The following is a 17,482-nucleotide window of genomic DNA, read 5'->3' as shown; positions in this document are numbered from 1 at the left end:
TCTTTCCATTTATGGAACTCGTACATAACGCAGTAAGGAGTAAAAGAAATATGCACGACTTAGCATCAATTAGAGCCTTTGATGCGCTCAATCAGCATAAAAGTTTGACAGCCGCTGCTAAAGCCCTTAATCAGCCAAAATCAACGCTAAGTCGTCGCTTGGCACAATTAGAAGAAGACTTCGGTCAGGCTCTAACCGCCAGACAAGGTAATCGATTAGTTCTGACAAGAGCTGGAGAAATCTTTGCCCACTACAGCCGCCAGATTCTTGAGTTAAGCGAAGAGAGTTATGATGCACTGCAAGGTTTAACGAACCAAGTTTCAGGGCCACTGCATATTGTTTGTCATACTGCCTTAGTTAGAAGCTGGCTCGGCGGCGTACTCAATCGTTTTCTTGCTGATAATCCCGATGTTAGAGTTCAACTTACCAGTGACTTTTCTGAGGCGCATCATGACCCAGATTTGTTCATCTGGCTCGGTGAACGTAAAGAGCTAGACTGGCGAAAAGAAGTGCTGGGGGTATTTCGCTATACGCCTTTTGCCTCTCCAAATTATCTAAAACAACATGGGCCTATACCGCACCCCAAAGAACTTGAAGCACATCCATGGATCGATTTTGGTTCAGTGCAAGAAAATGGATTGATGCTAGCACACCCTCAACACGGTGAGTTCTTTTTAGAACCCTTTGTTAGTCGCTTATACAGCGACAACATAGCAATGCAAATAGACAGTATCGCGAATGGTCATGGTATTGGACTGCTGCCGACTTGGACAGCATGCGGCTATGAGAAACATCACCCAGGGCGAATCACACCATGCTTAGAAGGTTGGGTTTCTGAGCCTATTTCCATTAACTGCTATACACCAGCAGGACGACCACCACTGCGCTTATCCGTACTTTTAGACTGCATTCACCAAAGCATTCCACAAGGTTGGAAAACCTGACAAAAATAAAAAGGCCATCATAATGATGGCCTTTCTAACTTTAGCATCTAACAGTTGTCGTTTACGTTCGACTGTTTAGATGGTCCTGCAATTACGCTAGCAATTCTTTAGCTGTGTTCACTACGTTTTCAGTCGTGAAGCCAAACATCTCGAATAGCTGACCAGCAGGTGCTGATTCACCGAATGTTGTCATACCGATGATGCGACCGTCGAAGCCTACGTACTTGTACCAGAAATCCGCAATGCCCGCTTCAATAGCGATACGTGCCGTTACGTCTGATGGCAGTACAGATTCACGGTAAGCAGCGTCTTGTTTATCGAATGCATCTGTTGATGGCATTGAAACAACGCGTACTTTCTTGCCTTCTGAAGTTAGTTGCTCAGCGGCTTTCACTGCAAGCTCAACCTCAGAACCTGTTGCGATAAGGATTAGCTCAGGCTTACCTTCGCTATCTTTCAGGATGTAAGCACCTTTCGCGATGTCTGCGACTTGTTCAGCAGTACGCTCTTGTTGCGCTAGGTTTTGACGAGAGAAGATAAGTGCAGTTGGTGCATCTTTACGTTCAATCGCTAGTTTCCATGCAACTGCAGACTCAACTTGGTCACATGGGCGCCATGTGCTCATGTTTGGAGTTACACGTAGAGACGCCATTTGCTCAACAGGTTGGTGAGTTGGGCCATCTTCGCCAAGACCGATCGAATCATGCGTGTAAACTTGGATGTTCTGAATTTTCATCAGCGCAGCCATACGCATTGCGTTACGAGCATATTCCATGAACATTAGGAATGTTGCGCCGTAAGGAACGAAACCACCGTGCAATGCGATACCGTTGATGATAGCGGTCATACCGAATTCACGCACACCGTAGTGGATGTAGTTGCCAGAGAAGTCCTCCATTTCTAGAGACTTAGAACCAGACCACATGGTCAGGTTAGAAGGCGCTAGGTCAGCAGAACCACCCATAAACTCAGGAAGCATTTGACCAAACGCTTCTAGTGCATTTTGCGACGCTTTACGTGATGCAATGTTCGCTGGATTTGCTTGAAGATCGGCAATGATTTGGTTCGCTTTTTCTTCCCACTGTGCAGGAAGTTCGCCGTTTAGACGACGTTTAAGCTCTGCCGCTTCTGCAGGGTAAGCTGCAGCGTATGCTTCGAATTTTTCATTCCAAGCTGCTTCTTTCGCGGCGCCCGCTTCTTTTGCATCCCACTCAGCGTAAACATCTGCCGGGATCTCAAATGGGCCGTACTCCCAACCTAGGTATTCGCGAGCCGCTTGGATTTCATCGTGACCTAGTGGTGCACCGTGACAGTCGTGCGAACCAGACTTGTTAGGAGAACCGAAACCGATAATTGTTTTGGTACAGATAAGCGTAGGACGTGGGTCCGCTTTTGCTGCTTCAATTGCTGCGTTGATCGCGTCTGAGTCGTGACCATCGACTGCTGGGATTACATGCCAGCCGTACGCTTCAAAACGCTTAGGTGTATCGTCAGAGAACCAGCCTTCAACGTGACCGTCGATAGAAATGCCGTTGTCATCCCAGAACGCGATCAGTTTGCCTAGACCTAACGTCCCAGCAAGAGAGCATGCTTCATGCGAGATGCCTTCCATTAGACAGCCGTCACCCATGAACACATACGTAAAGTGGTCAACGATATCGTGACCTTCTTTGTTGAACTGTGCCGCTAGTGCTTTCTCTGCGATCGCCATACCAACAGCGTTAGTGATGCCTTGACCTAGAGGACCCGTTGTTGTCTCGATACCAGGCGCGTAGCCGTACTCTGGGTGACCTGGGGTTTTTGAGTGCAATTGACGGAAGTTTTTCAGATCGTCAATAGATAGCTCGTAACCGCTTAAGTGCAGTAGAGAGTAAATAAGCATTGACCCATGACCGTTTGACAGCACAAAGCGATCGCGGTCGGCCCACTCTGGGTTTGAAGGGTTATGGTTTAGGTGAGAGCGCCAAAGAACTTCAGCGATATCAGCCATACCCATTGGTGCGCCTGGGTGGCCTGAGTTAGCTTGTTGAACACCATCCATGCTTAGAGCACGAATTGCATTGGCAAGATGTTTACGAGACGACATGTCTGCTCCTGAGTACATTAAGCGAAACGAAAAGTAGGTCATAATTCTCTCAAAGCCCTGTTGGGTGTGCAAACGTTTTCCAGTCCAAAACCTCACAAATATTGCACCTTTCGCGCCAAATCGTTCGAAGTTCTTAAAATTATCAATAAATCAGGCAAACGTTTGGTTATAACAAAAACCAAAAAAGAGCTTGTAATTCGAGCAATCAAATTTAGAATAGACGTCTAGATGTAGATACACCTACAAAAATTAGTATTAATTTGCGCTGGAGAGTTTATCATTCCCCAGTTTTAAACCAGATATAGTGGAGCTAACATGGCTAAGCACCTGTTTACTTCTGAGTCAGTATCAGAAGGTCATCCAGATAAAATTGCAGACCAGATTTCTGATGCGGTTCTTGACGCGATTCTAGAGCAAGATCCAAAGGCTCGTGTTGCATGTGAGACTTACGTTAAAACCGGTATGGTAATGGTGGGTGGTGAAATCACGACTTCAGCATGGGTAGACATCGAAGAGTTAACTCGTGAAACCGTTCGTGAAATCGGCTACGTACATTCAGATATGGGCTTTGACGCAGATTCTTGTGCGGTACTAAACACAATCGGTAAACAGTCGCCAGATATCAACCAAGGTGTTGATAAAGCTGACCCTAAAGAACAAGGTGCAGGCGACCAAGGCATCATGTTTGGTTACGCTTGTAACGAAACTGAAGTACTAATGCCAGCGCCAATTACTTACTCTCACCGTCTTGTTCAAAAGCAAGCAGAAGTTCGTAAAAACGGCACACTACCTTGGTTGCGTCCTGATGCAAAATCTCAGGTAACATTCCAATACGATCAAGGTAACATCGTTGGTATCGACGCGGTTGTTCTTTCAACTCAACACTGTGACTCAATCTCAACTTCAGACCTGCGTGAAGCGGTAATGGAAGAGATCATTAAGCCAGTGCTACCTTCTGAGTGGATCAACAAAGAAACAAACTTCTTCATTAATCCAACCGGTCGCTTCGTAATCGGTGGTCCTATGGGTGACTGTGGTCTAACTGGTCGTAAGATCATCGTAGATACCTACGGCGGCGCAGCTCGTCACGGTGGCGGTGCGTTTTCTGGTAAAGATCCATCAAAAGTTGACCGTAGTGCAGCATACGCAGCACGCTACGTAGCGAAAAACATCGTAGCCGCAGGCATGGCTGACCGTTGTGAGATCCAACTTTCTTACGCAATCGGTGTTGCTGATCCAACGTCTATCATGGTGGAAACGTTCGGTACTGAGAAAGTATCTCACGACATCATCATTGAAGCGGTTCGTCAATTCTTCGACCTACGTCCATACGGTCTACAAGAAATGCTTAACCTTCTTCAACCTATCTACAAGAAGACAGCGGCTTACGGTCACTTCGGTCGTGAAGAATTCCCGTGGGAAGCGACAGACAAAGCTGCACTTCTACGCGATTTCGCTGGCATCAAATAATCAAGCCAAGCAAGAATCAATCAAGCCCTCGCCTATGGTGGGGGCTTTTTATTTTCAGCAACTTTTATCTAGCCATTTCGGCTCATACCGCCCTGCCCCACAAAGCAGTCCTGTTTCTCCCTCATTTTTATACCGAATAAATTTTAAGCAATTATTTGTAAATTATCCCATCTCCACCAATAGTTAAAATATTGTTAACTCCAATTTAAATAGAGACGTCGGATGCTGGCGACTGTGGAAGCAACACTTAAGTAAAGACATGAGTCAGGCATCTTTATGGCCGATACCAAACTAAGCCAATGCTCAGATGTAAACTTGAAAAAGTCGCTTCAAGTTTGACTGAACAAAAACCGCTGTCAGTTGGTATAAGCGGATAATGTGGGAATAAATCAAGGAGGAGTTATGCCTCGAACTGTTAATCCATCGGACTTCCACAACAAGCGAAAGGAAGTGCCAGACAACGAATACGCCAGAACCATACCGTGCAATACGGTCAATCTTTCTGCACCTTTTCATTGGCTAGCATTAGGTCTGCATGATTTCGTGCGAATGCCACTTATTAGTGCTTTCTATGGCATCTGTTTTATGGCAGCTGCGATAGGCATTGTTTTGCTCGTACAGTGGCAAGGCACACACTTGGTCGTCATGCCCAGTTTGATTGTTTACATGTTAATCGGTCCGTTTCTCGCGCTGGGCTTGTATGATGCCAGTTGGGAGAGAGAGCGCGGACACAAAGCAAGCTTGTTCCATTCAATGAAAGCGATCGGTCGTAACTCAACATCTCAATGGGCGTTCGCCGTGTTACTCGCAGTGTGTATGATATTTTGGATGCGCATTGCCGCTCTACTTCATGCGCTCTACCCTTCTGTTCAAGGGGCACCTTTAAGTGAGTTCCTACCCTTCCTTGTCATCGGCTCTTTAGTTGGCTTTGTTTTGGCTTGTGTGGTGTTTAGCATTTCAGCCTTTTCTATTCCGCTCATGATGGAGCGTCGCGTAGACATGATGACCGCTGTATTTACCAGCTTTAATGCCGTGAAATCCAACATTCCAGCAATGATTGTTTGGGCAGCGATCATCTGTGGCGGTATTCTTATCGGCTTTGCGACCTACGGGATCGGAATGTTGTTTACCATGCCAATTCTAGGCTACGGTACATGGCACGCTTACCATGCCACCATCAAGAAAAAACACACACCATAATTAACTGATGCTATGATCTGGCCCTCGCAAATGCGGGGGCTTTTTTATTTGATTTATCGAGGTGAATTGTGGATATAGAACTCAGCTATAAAGCCAAGCAAGTGATGGCGGGATGTATCGCGATGGCGGAACAAGCTTTCAAACGTTCTTTCCCGATTCCAACAATCACCTTCGACGTCCGTGGGAAAGCGGCAGGAAAAGCCTACCTTCAATTAAATCAAGTACGCCTAAACCCTGTTTTATTTCGCGAAAACACCCAAGCATTCTTAGATGAAGTCATTCCTCATGAAGTAGCACACCTGATTACTTATCAGGTTTACGGGCGAGTTAGGCCTCACGGTAAAGAATGGAAAGGCGTCATGGAAGCCGTATTTAACGTACCAGCCAAAACCACTCACAGCTTTGAAGTAAAATCCGTTCAAGGTAAAACCTTTGAGTATCGTTGTGGTTGTATGACCTACCCTCTATCGATTCGCCGTCATAATAAAGTGCTGCGCAAAGAGGCGACGTACTCTTGTCAAAAATGTCGCCAACCACTTAACTTCACCGGCATTCAATTATCGTAGCCCTTACCTCATAGTGTTACTTGCGTTCCCAAAATAAAGATCGAGTTGATCAAAACCTTCCCTTCGCCACTTATTGTTAACTTACTCATCACTAAAGCTATTTTATGCGTGTTATCATGAATAAAGTCATACTTTATAAAGACTTTTATCATGAAATACTTACTCTCTCTGTTGCTTATCGCGCTTTCTAGCACTGCGATTGCCGCGCCACCGAGCTCATTCTCTGCTGCCAAACGTGAGGCGGTCAAAATTTATCAAGACCATCCAACAAGCTTCTACTGTGGCTGTAACATTCAATGGCAAGGCAAGAAAGGCTTACCCGATTTAGCCTCTTGCGGCTACCAAGTCCGTAAACAAGAAAAACGGGCTGCACGAATCGAATGGGAGCACGTTGTTCCTGCGTGGCAATTTGGCCACCAGCGTCAATGCTGGCAAGATGGCGGACGTAAAAACTGTAAGAAAAAAGACAAAACTTTTCGTTTGATGGAAGCAGACTTGCACAACCTAACTCCTGCTATTGGTGAAGTAAACGGTGACCGTTCAAACTACAACTTCAGCCAATGGAACGGTATGGATGGCGTGAGTTATGGTCGCTGTGAGATGCAAGTGAACTTTAAGCAGCGTAAAGTCATGCCACCAGACCGTGCGCGTGGCTCAATTGCTCGTACCTATCTATACATGAGCAAAGAGTACGGTTTCAAACTGTCGAAGCAGCAAACGCAATTAATGAGTGCTTGGAACAAAACCTATCCTGTCGATAAATGGGAATGTGAGCGTGACGAGCGCATTGCAAAAGTACAGGGCAATCACAACCCATTTGTTCAAGAAGCCTGCCGCGCACTGTAACCTCCGACCTCGAAGCGTTTCAATTACTGATATTGAAACGCTTCTTGCCCCTTGTTTTTTCGGTGCAAAGCATCCATGTTAGGGTTTAAGTTTATTCTCTTGCTGGAAATCTCATGCGTACCCCTCGAATTTATCATCCAGAAACCATTCATCAACTTGGCTCACTTGCTTTAAGTGACGACGCAGCAGGCCATATCGGTCGTGTTTTGCGCATGAAAGAAGGCCAAGACGTTCTCCTTTTTGACGGCAGTGGCGCAGAGTTCCCAGCGGTTATCAGTGAAGTCAGCAAGAAATCAGTTTTGGTTAACATCACCGAGCGTGTAGAAAGCAGTATTGAATCCCCTTTAGATCTGCACCTTGGTCAAGTCATTTCACGTGGCGATAAGATGGAGTTCACCATCCAAAAGTCTGTTGAACTTGGCGTCAATACCATCACTCCTCTGATTTCTGAACGTTGTGGCGTCAAGCTTGACCAAAAGCGTTTTGAGAAAAAACTCGCGCAATGGCAGAAAATCGCTATCAGTGCCTGTGAGCAATGTGGGCGTAATGTCGTGCCCGAAATTCGTCCAATTATGAACTTGGAAGAGTGGTGTAAAGAAGAGTACGATGGTTTAAAGCTTAACCTTCACCCTCGTGCTAAATACTCAATCAACACTTTGCCAACCCCGGTTGAAAAAGTGCGCCTACTGATCGGTCCTGAAGGCGGTTTATCGTCTGAAGAAATCGAGATGACTCGAGAATACCAATTTGAAGAAACGCTACTCGGCCCTCGCGTTCTGCGCACCGAAACAGCGGCTCTGACAGCAATTACAGCCTTACAAGTTCGTTTCGGCGATCTTGGTTAAACGGAGAAAAATAATGATCAAACTCGGTATCGTAATGGACCCAATCTCGTCCATTAACATCAAAAAAGACTCTAGCTTTGCCATGATGCTTGAAGCGCAACGACGCGGCTATGAAATCCACTACATGGAAATGAATGATCTGCATCTCGATCAAGGCGTTGCCATTGCAGATACTAAAGTGGTAGAACTAAAAGAAGATCCAAACGGTTGGTACGAGTTCAAATCAGAGCAAACTATCGAACTGTCTGAGCTAGACGCGGTGCTAATGCGTAAAGATCCTCCGTTTGATACTGAATACATCTACGCGACTTACATCCTTGAGCGTGCAGAAGAACAAGGTGCACTGATCGTTAACAAGCCTCAAAGCTTACGTGATTGTAACGAAAAGCTGTTTACGGCATGGTTCCCAGAGCTGACACCTACAACGATCGTGACGCGAAAAGCAGAGAAAATTAAAGAATTTCGTGAAAAACATGGTGATGTCATCCTGAAACCACTTGATGGTATGGGTGGCGCGTCCATCTTCCGTGTAAAAGAAAACGATCCAAACGTCTCTGTGATCATCGAGACATTGACTAACCACGGTCAAAACTACGCAATGGCACAAACCTTCGTGCCAGACATCAGCAACGGTGACAAACGTATCCTAGTGGTAGATGGCGAACCTATGCCTTACTGTCTAGCACGCATTCCTGCTAAAGGCGAAACGCGCGGCAACCTAGCCGCTGGTGGTACTGGTGAAGCTCGTCCGCTAAGCAAAACCGACCTCAAAATTGCGCAAACCGTTGCCCCGACACTGAAAGAAAAAGGCCTTATCTTTGTTGGCCTTGACGTAATTGGCGACAAGCTAACAGAAATCAACGTCACCAGCCCAACCTGTATTCGCGAAATTGAAGCAGCTTTTGATATCTCAATCACAGGCAAGCTGATGGATGCGATTGAGCGTCGAGTAAAAGGCGAATAACTCAAACTGTATTACAGTTAATAGAGAGCGTAGTACATTAACTTAAGCAAACTCATGCACATACCTAGATGTAAATTGTATGATGTTTGCTTAAGGGCATTTACGAGAGTTAAGGGTCAATATGAGTATGAATCTCACAAATCACTTTTTGGTTGCCATGCCTGGGATGAAAGATCCGTACTTTCAAAACAGCGTGATCTACGTTTGTGAGCACAACGAAGACGGCGCTATGGGGCTGATGATCAATGCTCCTGTTGATATCACCGTCGGCAACATGCTCAAGCAGGTGGAAGTTCAGCCAGTACACCCGCGCCTATTTGAAGCCAGTCTAGATAGACCAGTCTACAATGGCGGCCCAATCTCGGAAGATCGTGGTTTTATTTTGCATAAACCCAAAGATTACTACGAGTCCAGCGTCCAAATGACCGACGACCTCGCGGTAACCACTTCGCGAGATATTCTTTCGGTGTTAGGAACAGAAGCAGAACCAAGTGATTACCTAGTGGCACTTGGCTACTCCGGTTGGAGTGCAGGCCAATTAGAAAGTGAGCTGGTCGAAAACTCTTGGCTCACCATTGAAGCGACGCCTGAAATTATCTTTAATACACCAATCAACGAGCGTTGGAAGAAAGCGGTCGAAAAGCTGGGCATCGACCCAAGTCACCTTTCAGCAGACTCTGGACATGCTTAGTCCAAATATACAGTTACATTAGATAGAGACACCTTATGTCACGCACAATTATGGCTTTTGACTTTGGAACCAAAAGCATTGGTAGCGCTATTGGCCAAGAAATTACTGGTACAGCTTCCCCATTAAAAGCCTTTAAAGCCAATGACGGTATTCCAAACTGGGACGATATCGAAAAGCAAATCAAAGAGTGGCAACCAGATTTGCTAGTGGTCGGTTTACCGACCGATCTGCATGGTAAAGACCTTGAGACCATAACCCCTCGTGCACGAAAATTTGCTAAGCGTCTGCAAGGCCGATACGGATTGCCAGTTGAACTGCATGATGAGCGTTTATCTACAGCAGAAGCTCGTGCGGAGTTGTTCAGCATGGGCGGCTACAAAGCCCTATCGAAAGGTAATGTTGACTGCCAGTCAGCAGTGGTGATTCTAGAAAGCTGGTTTGAAGCCCTTTGGGGTGAATAAAACACAATACTCAAAACAAGAAAAGGTTGGCAAGTGCCAACCTTTTTTCGTCTAAACACGCTTAATCCATATCGATCTTAACGTTCGCCAAACTGCCCGTAGAGAATGCTTCACCACGCTGCGTTTTCAACATCAAGCGCAGATCATTCGCTGAGTCGGCACTATGTAGTGCATCCTCTTCGCTGATCTTACCTTGCATCACTAACTTATAGAGAGATTGATCGAACGTCAGCATACCAAACTCATTTGAGCGAGCCATGGTTGACTTCAACTCATGTAAATCTCCGCGACGAATCAAATCCGACACACGTGGGCTATTTAGCAAGATCTCAAATACACCATGACGTCCCTGCCCATTTTTATCTCGGATCAACTGCTGACCAACCACGCCTTTTAGGTTCATCGACAAATCGAACAAGAATTGTTCTTTTTGATCTTTCGGTACCAAGTGAAGAATGCGCTCTAAAGCTTGGTTGGCATTATTGGCGTGCAACGTTGCCATACACAGGTGACCCGTTTCGGCGAAGGTCATCGCGTATTCCATTGTTTCACGGCTACGGATCTCACCAATCAAAATCATATCTGGTGCTTGGCGCAGCGAGTTTTTAAGCGCAACTTCATAGCTTTCCGTATCTAACCCAACTTCGCGTTGAGTCACGATACAGCGCTTGTGTTCATGCACGAATTCGATCGGATCTTCGACCGTCAAAATGTGCCCGGTTTTATTGCTGTTTCGATAGCCTGTCATCGCCGCCATGGTGGTCGATTTACCCGATCCAGTAGCACCGACCACCAGCACCAAACCACGCTTAGCTATCGCCAAATCTTGCAACACTAACGGTAACTTTAACTGCTCAAAAGTAGGAATATTGGTTTCAATACGACGAATCACTGCGCCTGGTAACTCGCGTTGAAAAAAGGCACTCACACGGAAGCGACCACAATCTCTCACAATGGCAAAATTCGACTCGCGACTTTTACGAAATTCCTGACGCCGATCTGGTTCCATAGCGCTATCGAGTAATGCAGCCACATCACTCTCGGTGAGTTTTTCCCCTTGCGGACGCAATTCGCCATCCACACGAAATAGAATTGGCGCTCCAACCGTGATGTAAAGATCCGACGCTTTCAGCGCCAGCATGCCTTCGAGAAATTTATCTAGATCCATCTTCCGTATTCACCATTATCTGTATGAACGTTACGAGAATTGCTGCACTTCTAATCCGATCTTACTATCGACCTCTTCACGAGCAACCATGCCTTGCGCCATTAACTGACGAGCATTTTGCTCCATGGTTTGCATGCCGTGAGCCGCACCTGTTTGAATGATCGAATACATCTGCGCGACTTTGTCTTCGCGGATCAAGTTACGAATCGCAGGCGTTGCCATCATAATTTCATGGCATGCAATACGTCCACCACCATTACGCTTCAGAAGCTTTTGCGCGATAACCGAACGAAGAGACTCAGATAGCATCGAGCGAACCATATCTTTATCACTACCAGGAAACACATCGATAATACGGTCAATGGTTTTTGCCGCCGAGCTGGTGTGCAACGTCCCGAAAACTAAGTGACCCGTTTCTGCCGCCGTTAAGGCAAGGCTGATGGTTTCTTTGTCACGCATCTCACCAACCAGAATAACGTCTGGGTCTTCGCGCAATGCACTACGCAAAGCATTTTGGAAACTATGGGTGTCACGGTGAACTTCACGCTGGTTGATCAAACATTTATTGTTGTTGTGAACAAATTCAATCGGATCTTCAATTGTGAGTACGTGCTTGTTGTGATTACAGTTAATGTAGTCAACAATGGCTGCTAAGGTCGTCGATTTACCTGAACCTGTTGGGCCAGTGACCAGAACTAAGCCTTTTTCAGCGTTCGCAATTTTTTTGAAGATCTCTGGCGCTTCTAGCTCTTCCAGAGTTGGAATGCTACTTGGAATGGTACGGAATACTGCCGCACAACCGCGAGATTGGTTGAAAGCGTTGACACGGAAACGGCCAACGTTATGCAACTCAAAAGAGAAATCGACTTCGAGTTTTTCTTCGAACTCACTGCGTTGGGCATCGTTCATGATTTCGAAAACCAAACGATGCACTTCTTGGTGTGTAAACGCTGGAATGCCTAGTTTTCTCACATCCCCATCAATACGAACCATTGGTGGGACACCTGCAGAAAGATGTAGATCCGAGGCATTATGTTTTACACTAAAATCCAGTAACTCAGTGATATCCATTTAAAATCCTTAAGTCTAAAGTACAGCTATGAGTAGTATTCAACAAAATATTGAACATATCACCTCTCAAATTCGATATGACGAGCAAAAATGTGGTCGAACTCCAGAGTCAGTGCAACTTCTAGCGGTAAGCAAAACTAAACCTGTCGAGGCAATTCTCGAAGCCTACCAAGCGGGACAAACCGCCTTTGGTGAAAACTACGTTCAAGAGGGCGTCAGTAAAGTTCAGCACTTTGCCGAGCATTATCCAGATAATCGAATCGAATGGCACTTCATTGGTCCGATTCAATCCAATAAATCGCGACTTGTTGCTGAACATTTCGATTGGGTTCACACCATCGATCGAACCAAGATTGCTCAACGCCTGAATGATCAGCGGCCAAGCGAACTTAAACCGCTACAAGTTCTGATTCAGGTTAACACCAGTGGTGAGGCATCTAAGTCTGGTGTCACTGAAGCGGAAGTATTCGAGCTGGCGGAGTTGATTTCTCGCCTACCCAACCTCACTTTAAGAGGGTTGATGTCGATTCCTGCCAACGTGTCTGACTACGAATCACAACTCCGTGAATTTCAGAAGTTGGCTACGTTGAAGCAAACACTCGAAGCACAGTTCCCAGAAATCGATACATTATCAATGGGAATGAGTGGTGATATGACCGCTGCAATCGAAGCTGGTAGTACAATGGTTCGTATTGGAACCGCTATTTTCGGCGCACGAGACTACAGCTAAATCAACAAAACGCTCACTCGCGACATAAGTTATGTCGTCAATCGTTAGAGCGTAAATGCGCAATCATCTTACTCGCCAATAGGAGCAGTAAGTAACAGCGGCGCCATTATACACCTGGGCGCACAACAAATTCTAAATATCATGATGGAAATCAGACAAATGGAACATAAAAAAATCGCCTTCATTGGTGCTGGCAACATGGTGAGAGCCATTGTTTCAGGCTTGGTTGCTAACGGATACCCAGCGCAAAACATTACCGCGACAGCTCCTTCAGAGGCTCGCCGCCTTCTGCTAGAACAAGATTTTGGCATCCGTACCACCAGCGATAACATCCAAGCTGCGACCGAGGCGGATGTGGTGGTATTGTCTGTAAAACCGCAAATGATGGCTGATGTCTGTAAACCACTGCAATCGATCGATTTCACTAATAAACTGGTGATTTCTATTGCCGCAGGCATCAACTGTTCACGATTGGATGATATGCTAGCCACCAAATTGAACTTGGTTCGTGTTATGCCAAATACGCCATCACAACTTGGGTTGGGTATGAGTGGGTTATTCGCACCAACTCATGTAACCGAGCACGACAAAGCTTTTGCCGCAGAGTTAATGGAAGCGGTCGGTAAAGTATGTTGGGTTGAGCAAGAGTCTGGCATCAATAATGTGATTGCCGCAGCGGGCAGTGCTCCAGCATACTTCTTCCTGTTTATGGAAGCGATGCAAGCAGAAGCGATTGCGCAAGGCTTTGATAAAGAGACTGCTCGACTATTGGTTCAACAAGCTGCATTGGGCGCGGCCAGTATGGTGGTTAGCAACCCAGAAACTGAGCTATCGACCCTGCGTGAGAACGTGACATCGAAAGGTGGGACAACGGCAGAAGCACTGCGTACATTCAACGAACATCAACTTTCAGATATTGTCGCTAAAGCCATGCAAGCTGCTGTGGCTCGCGCGGAAGAAATGGAAAAACTGTTTTAATTATTTGGATGAACTCCGTTTAGTATCATCCATCACTTGTTAAGGGTACCTTATGAATTCAATGAGTTTTCTCATCTCAACCCTATTTGACCTGTACATCATGGTCGTAATTTTGCGAATTTGGTTGCAAGCTGCGCGCGCAGACTTCTACAACCCATTCTCGCAATTCATAGTAAAAGCGACTCAGCCGGTCATTGGTCCATTGCGCCGCGTTATCCCTTCCGTGGGGAATATTGACCTAGCAACCGTGTTGTTTGCCTACGTGTTGTGTGTGCTTAAATTTGTCGTGCTTATCCTAATAGCTTCGAACGGTTCCGTCTCTTTCAGCGCTGACTTCTTATTCTTGGGCTTATTATCATTAATCAAAGCCGCAGGTGGCCTATTGTTCTGGGTACTATTGATCCGTGCAATTTTGAGCTGGGTAAGCCAAGGCCGCAGCCCTATCGAGTACGTATTCCATCAACTGACCGAGCCAATGTGCGCTCCAATCCGTCGTATTCTTCCGGCTATGGGTGGTCTTGATTTAAGCGTACTGGTGTTATTTATCGGCTTGCAGTTCGCGAACTTCTTAATGGGCGATATCATTGGTCCAATTTGGTTCCAGCTATAATGTCAGCTGCAGTTTGGCAAGATGGTGAGGACATCATCCTGAAGCTCTATATTCAACCTAAAGCTAGCCGCGATAAAATCGTTGGCTTGCATGGTGAAGAGCTAAAAATCGCCATTACTGCTCCACCTGTCGATGGCAAAGCTAATGCACACCTAACTAAGTTCTTAGCCAAGCAGTTTAAAATCGCTAAGGGCTTGGTTCACATAGAAAAAGGTGAATTAGGACGGCACAAACAAATTCGGATAGAATCGCCTACCCAGATACCGACAGAAATTAAAGCCATCATATGATGGCTTTTTATTTACGATTTTGTACCACACTTACTAATACCAACGACTGAGTACGCATTTTTTACCCCCTGACCAAGGTAAAATTGCAGCTATGGTTGTTTTATAACAAGTGCTTTGAGGAAGTAACAATGAGCAAATGGATTACCGCATTACTGATTAGCCTGTTGTCGTTACCAAGCTTCGCCGATCAGTTTAAAAATATGAAAGATATCGAAGTACACTATGTCGCGTTTAACTCAACATTCCTAACACCCAAAGTCGCACGTAGCTACGATATCAAACGTAATGGATACCTCGCTGTGGTTAATATTAGCGTGTTAGATAGAGCTTCATTGGGTAAGCCAGCATTAGAAGCAAAAATTGCTGGACGCGCGAAGAACCTTATCGGCCAAACTCAGACCTTGACCTTTCGTGAAGTCAAAGAAGGCAATGCGATATACTATTTAGCCGAACTACCAATTACCCACGAAGAAACTTTTACTTTCGATATTGACGTAAAAGCTGGAAACAAAGGCTCAGGTAAGCTTAAATTCACCCAGAAGTTTTATGTTGAAGAGTAATTGGGTTGTGATGTTCCAAAAGCTTTTGGATCTAAGCAGGCTAAAAACCACTTATTAGTTAAAGAATATCTAGAGGAGAACGATTTGTTCTCCTCTATCACTATTAAAAGAGATTCCCATGAAAAAAATTGTGCTAGCAACTGGTAACCAAGGCAAAGTTCGTGAAATGGCAGATTTGTTGTCTGACTTCGGCTTTGAAGTATTAGCGCAAAGTGAATTCAATGTATCGGAAGTGCCTGAAACGGGTACAACTTTCATTGAAAACGCAATCATTAAAGCTCGCCATGCCGCACAAGAAACAGGGCTTCCTGCCATTGCAGACGACTCTGGATTAGAAGTCGATTTCTTAAAAGGCGCTCCGGGCATTTACTCTGCACGTTACGCAGGCGAGAGCGCATCTGATCAAGAGAATCTAGAAAAATTGCTAGCGGCAATGGAAGGCGTACCAGAAGCAGAGCGTACAGCACGTTTCCACTGTGTATTAGTCCTCATGCGTCACGAGAACGACCCAACGCCTATCGTCTGTCACGGTAAATGGGAAGGCCGAATTCTAACTGAAGCACACGGTGAAAATGGCTTTGGCTACGACCCAATCTTCTTTGTTCCTGAAGACAACTGTGCGTCAGCCGAACTTGAACCTGCACGTAAGAAACAACTGTCTCACCGCGGTAAAGCGCTCAAGTCGTTGTTTGCTCAACTGTCTGAGCAAGTGTCTCAGTAATCACGAGCGAATTAGACCATGTTAACGCCCCCAGCACTCAGCTTGTATGTACACATCCCTTGGTGTGTGCAAAAGTGCCCGTATTGCGACTTTAACTCTCACGCGCTCAAAACCGAGATTCCAGAAGAAGAGTACATCAGTGCCCTTTTAGAAGATTTGGATACCGACATTGAGAAATACCGACTTAACGAAGCGCCACGTCCACTGCATTCAATCTTCATTGGTGGTGGTACGCCGAGTTTGATTTCGGCAGAAGGCATCGAGCATCTACTTAAGGGCATTGAAGCGCGTATTCCGTTCAAGCCTGAAATCGAAATCACCATGGAAGCGAATCCAGGCACCATCGAAGCAGAGCGTTTTGTTGGCTACCGCAAAGCTGGTGTAACGCGTATCTCTATCGGCGTACAAAGCTTTGAGCAGCAGAAGCTTGAGCGTTTGGGGCGCATTCACGGCCAAGACGAAGCCGTCAATGCTGCTAAGCTGGCGCACCAAATCGGTTTGAACAGCTTTAACCTCGATCTCATGCACGGCTTACCTGATCAAAGCATCGAACAAGCCTTGGCAGATTTGGACAAAGCGATTGAGTTGGCACCGCCGCACTTGTCTTGGTATCAGCTGACCATCGAACCAAACACCATGTTCTACTACAAGCCACCAACGCTACCTGACGATGATGACTTGTGGGATATTTTCGAGCTCGGACACCAAAAACTTGCAGCCGCGGGTTATGTGCAATATGAAATCTCCGGTTACAGTAAGCCGGGCTATCAGTGTCAGCACAACCTCAACTACTGGCGCTTTGGTGATTACCTTGGTATCGGTTGTGGCTCTCATGGCAAACTCAGTTTTACCGACGGACGTATTATTCGAACGACAAAGGTAAAACACCCGCGAGGCTATTTAGCGGCTTATCAAAATATGGTCAAACCTTATCTGCATACGGAACATGTCGTCGCGGATGAAGATCGTCCATTCGAGTTCTTTATGAACCGATTCCGCTTAATTGAAGCCTGTCCGAAGCAAGATTACGTGGACACCACGGGCTTACCGCTTAGTACGATTCAAGAAACCATCAACTGGGCGATAGAAATGGGCTACCTGAGTGAAACGCCTACCCACTGGCAAATTACTGAAAAAGGGAAGCTCTTCCTTAATGATTTGCTCGAAGCCTTTATGGCCGAAGAAAGCGAAGAGTAACGCAACCTGACCCGTCCTGATATGGGTTGACACTTTTTAACTAAAACGCTCGATGTACTTCATCGGGCGTTTTGTATTTTAAAG

19 protein-coding genes are annotated in these 17,482 nt (G+C 45.9%); 16 read left to right on the top strand and 3 right to left on the bottom strand.

Annotated features, from left to right (window positions below):
• Nucleotides 1-50 precede the first annotated feature (50 nt).
• A complete protein-coding gene (locus R7Z10_RS15125) occupies nucleotides 51-944 on the top strand; it encodes a LysR family transcriptional regulator (protein WP_065274859.1) in 894 nt (297 codons plus the stop codon).
• Nucleotides 945-1,035: 91 nt separating this feature from the next.
• Here R7Z10_RS15125 and tkt read toward each other — a convergent pair whose 3' ends face one another.
• Nucleotides 1,036-3,030, bottom strand: coding sequence for a transketolase (tkt, locus tag R7Z10_RS15120; RefSeq protein WP_054577167.1), 1,995 nt, complete (start codon nucleotides 3,028-3,030; stop codon nucleotides 1,036-1,038).
• Between the two features lie 315 nt (nucleotides 3,031-3,345).
• On the opposite strand from tkt, the gene metK reads away from it, so the two are divergent.
• The 8 genes from metK to ruvX all read left to right on the top strand — a co-directional run bounded on the left by metK (nucleotide 3,346) and on the right by ruvX (nucleotide 10,073).
• A complete protein-coding gene (gene metK / locus R7Z10_RS15115; RefSeq protein ID WP_005381027.1) occupies nucleotides 3,346-4,500 on the top strand; it encodes a methionine adenosyltransferase in 1,155 nt (384 codons plus the stop codon).
• Nucleotides 4,501-4,902: 402 nt separating this feature from the next.
• The gene (locus R7Z10_RS15110) at nucleotides 4,903-5,700 is read left to right on the top strand and encodes a DUF2189 domain-containing protein (protein ID WP_005381026.1); all 798 of its coding nucleotides are present in this window, start codon (nucleotides 4,903-4,905) and stop codon (nucleotides 5,698-5,700) included.
• Nucleotides 5,701-5,768: 68 nt separating this feature from the next.
• Entirely contained in the window at nucleotides 5,769-6,266 is a 498-nt protein-coding gene (locus R7Z10_RS15105) for a SprT family zinc-dependent metalloprotease (RefSeq protein ID WP_005381025.1), read from the top strand.
• A 150-nt stretch (nucleotides 6,267-6,416) separates the two neighbouring features.
• Nucleotides 6,417-7,112 carry a deoxyribonuclease I gene (endA, locus tag R7Z10_RS15100; RefSeq protein ID WP_053306786.1) on the top strand — a complete coding sequence of 232 codons (696 nt, stop codon included), beginning with the start codon at nucleotides 6,417-6,419 and terminating at the stop codon, nucleotides 7,110-7,112.
• A gap of 113 nt (nucleotides 7,113-7,225) precedes the next feature.
• Nucleotides 7,226-7,957: a 16S rRNA (uracil(1498)-N(3))-methyltransferase gene (rsmE, locus tag R7Z10_RS15095; protein ID WP_213904167.1), complete on the top strand. Its 732-nt coding sequence runs from the start codon at nucleotides 7,226-7,228 to the stop codon at nucleotides 7,955-7,957.
• Nucleotides 7,958-7,970: 13 nt separating this feature from the next.
• A complete protein-coding gene (gshB, locus tag R7Z10_RS15090; RefSeq protein ID WP_258654896.1) occupies nucleotides 7,971-8,921 on the top strand; it encodes a glutathione synthase in 951 nt (316 codons plus the stop codon).
• A gap of 127 nt (nucleotides 8,922-9,048) precedes the next feature.
• A complete protein-coding gene (locus R7Z10_RS15085; RefSeq protein WP_005381020.1) occupies nucleotides 9,049-9,612 on the top strand; it encodes a YqgE/AlgH family protein in 564 nt (187 codons plus the stop codon).
• 35 nt (nucleotides 9,613-9,647) lie between these two features.
• Complete coding sequence (gene ruvX / locus R7Z10_RS15080) at nucleotides 9,648-10,073, top strand: Holliday junction resolvase RuvX (protein ID WP_005381017.1); 426 nt, start codon at nucleotides 9,648-9,650, stop codon at nucleotides 10,071-10,073.
• 61 nt (nucleotides 10,074-10,134) lie between these two features.
• Here the strand turns inward: ruvX and R7Z10_RS15075 are convergent, their stop codons facing one another.
• Together R7Z10_RS15075 and R7Z10_RS15070 are read right to left on the bottom strand one after the other, a co-directional pair.
• Entirely contained in the window at nucleotides 10,135-11,241 is a 1,107-nt protein-coding gene (locus R7Z10_RS15075; protein ID WP_005381016.1) for a PilT/PilU family type 4a pilus ATPase, read from the bottom strand.
• A gap of 30 nt (nucleotides 11,242-11,271) precedes the next feature.
• Nucleotides 11,272-12,312 carry a type IV pilus twitching motility protein PilT gene (locus R7Z10_RS15070; RefSeq protein ID WP_170897431.1) on the bottom strand — a complete coding sequence of 347 codons (1,041 nt, stop codon included), beginning with the start codon at nucleotides 12,310-12,312 and terminating at the stop codon, nucleotides 11,272-11,274.
• Between the two features lie 28 nt (nucleotides 12,313-12,340).
• Here R7Z10_RS15070 and R7Z10_RS15065 point away from each other — a divergent pair, with 28 nt between their 5' ends.
• The 7 genes from R7Z10_RS15065 (at nucleotide 12,341) to hemW (ending at nucleotide 17,398) form a co-directional block, all read left to right on the top strand.
• Nucleotides 12,341-13,042, top strand: a complete 702-nt coding sequence (locus R7Z10_RS15065; RefSeq protein ID WP_005384521.1) for a YggS family pyridoxal phosphate-dependent enzyme — start codon at nucleotides 12,341-12,343, stop codon at nucleotides 13,040-13,042.
• A gap of 159 nt (nucleotides 13,043-13,201) precedes the next feature.
• Nucleotides 13,202-14,020, top strand: coding sequence for a pyrroline-5-carboxylate reductase (gene proC / locus R7Z10_RS15060; RefSeq protein WP_005381013.1), 819 nt, complete (start codon nucleotides 13,202-13,204; stop codon nucleotides 14,018-14,020).
• A 52-nt stretch (nucleotides 14,021-14,072) separates the two neighbouring features.
• The gene (locus tag R7Z10_RS15055) at nucleotides 14,073-14,630 is read left to right on the top strand and encodes a YggT family protein (protein ID WP_318105207.1); all 558 of its coding nucleotides are present in this window, start codon (nucleotides 14,073-14,075) and stop codon (nucleotides 14,628-14,630) included.
• A complete protein-coding gene (yggU, locus tag R7Z10_RS15050; RefSeq protein WP_005381011.1) occupies nucleotides 14,630-14,920 on the top strand; it encodes a DUF167 family protein YggU in 291 nt (96 codons plus the stop codon). The genes R7Z10_RS15055 and yggU overlap by 1 nt, the downstream gene beginning before the upstream one ends.
• Nucleotides 14,921-15,048: 128 nt before the next feature.
• Nucleotides 15,049-15,480: a DUF4426 domain-containing protein gene (locus R7Z10_RS15045; RefSeq protein WP_005381010.1), complete on the top strand. Its 432-nt coding sequence runs from the start codon at nucleotides 15,049-15,051 to the stop codon at nucleotides 15,478-15,480.
• 118 nt (nucleotides 15,481-15,598) lie between these two features.
• The gene (locus tag R7Z10_RS15040) at nucleotides 15,599-16,201 is read left to right on the top strand and encodes an XTP/dITP diphosphatase (RefSeq protein ID WP_025768828.1); all 603 of its coding nucleotides are present in this window, start codon (nucleotides 15,599-15,601) and stop codon (nucleotides 16,199-16,201) included.
• 18 nt (nucleotides 16,202-16,219) lie between these two features.
• The gene (hemW, locus tag R7Z10_RS15035) at nucleotides 16,220-17,398 is read left to right on the top strand and encodes a radical SAM family heme chaperone HemW (protein ID WP_104979712.1); all 1,179 of its coding nucleotides are present in this window, start codon (nucleotides 16,220-16,222) and stop codon (nucleotides 17,396-17,398) included.
• The last annotated feature ends 84 nt before the right edge of the window (nucleotides 17,399-17,482 follow it).

It is taken from the genome of Vibrio sp. Vb1018 (assembly GCF_033338775.1).
GTDB lineage: Bacteria > Pseudomonadota > Gammaproteobacteria > Enterobacterales > Vibrionaceae > Vibrio > Vibrio alginolyticus.
This window is presented reverse-complemented; position numbering and strand designations above follow the sequence as displayed.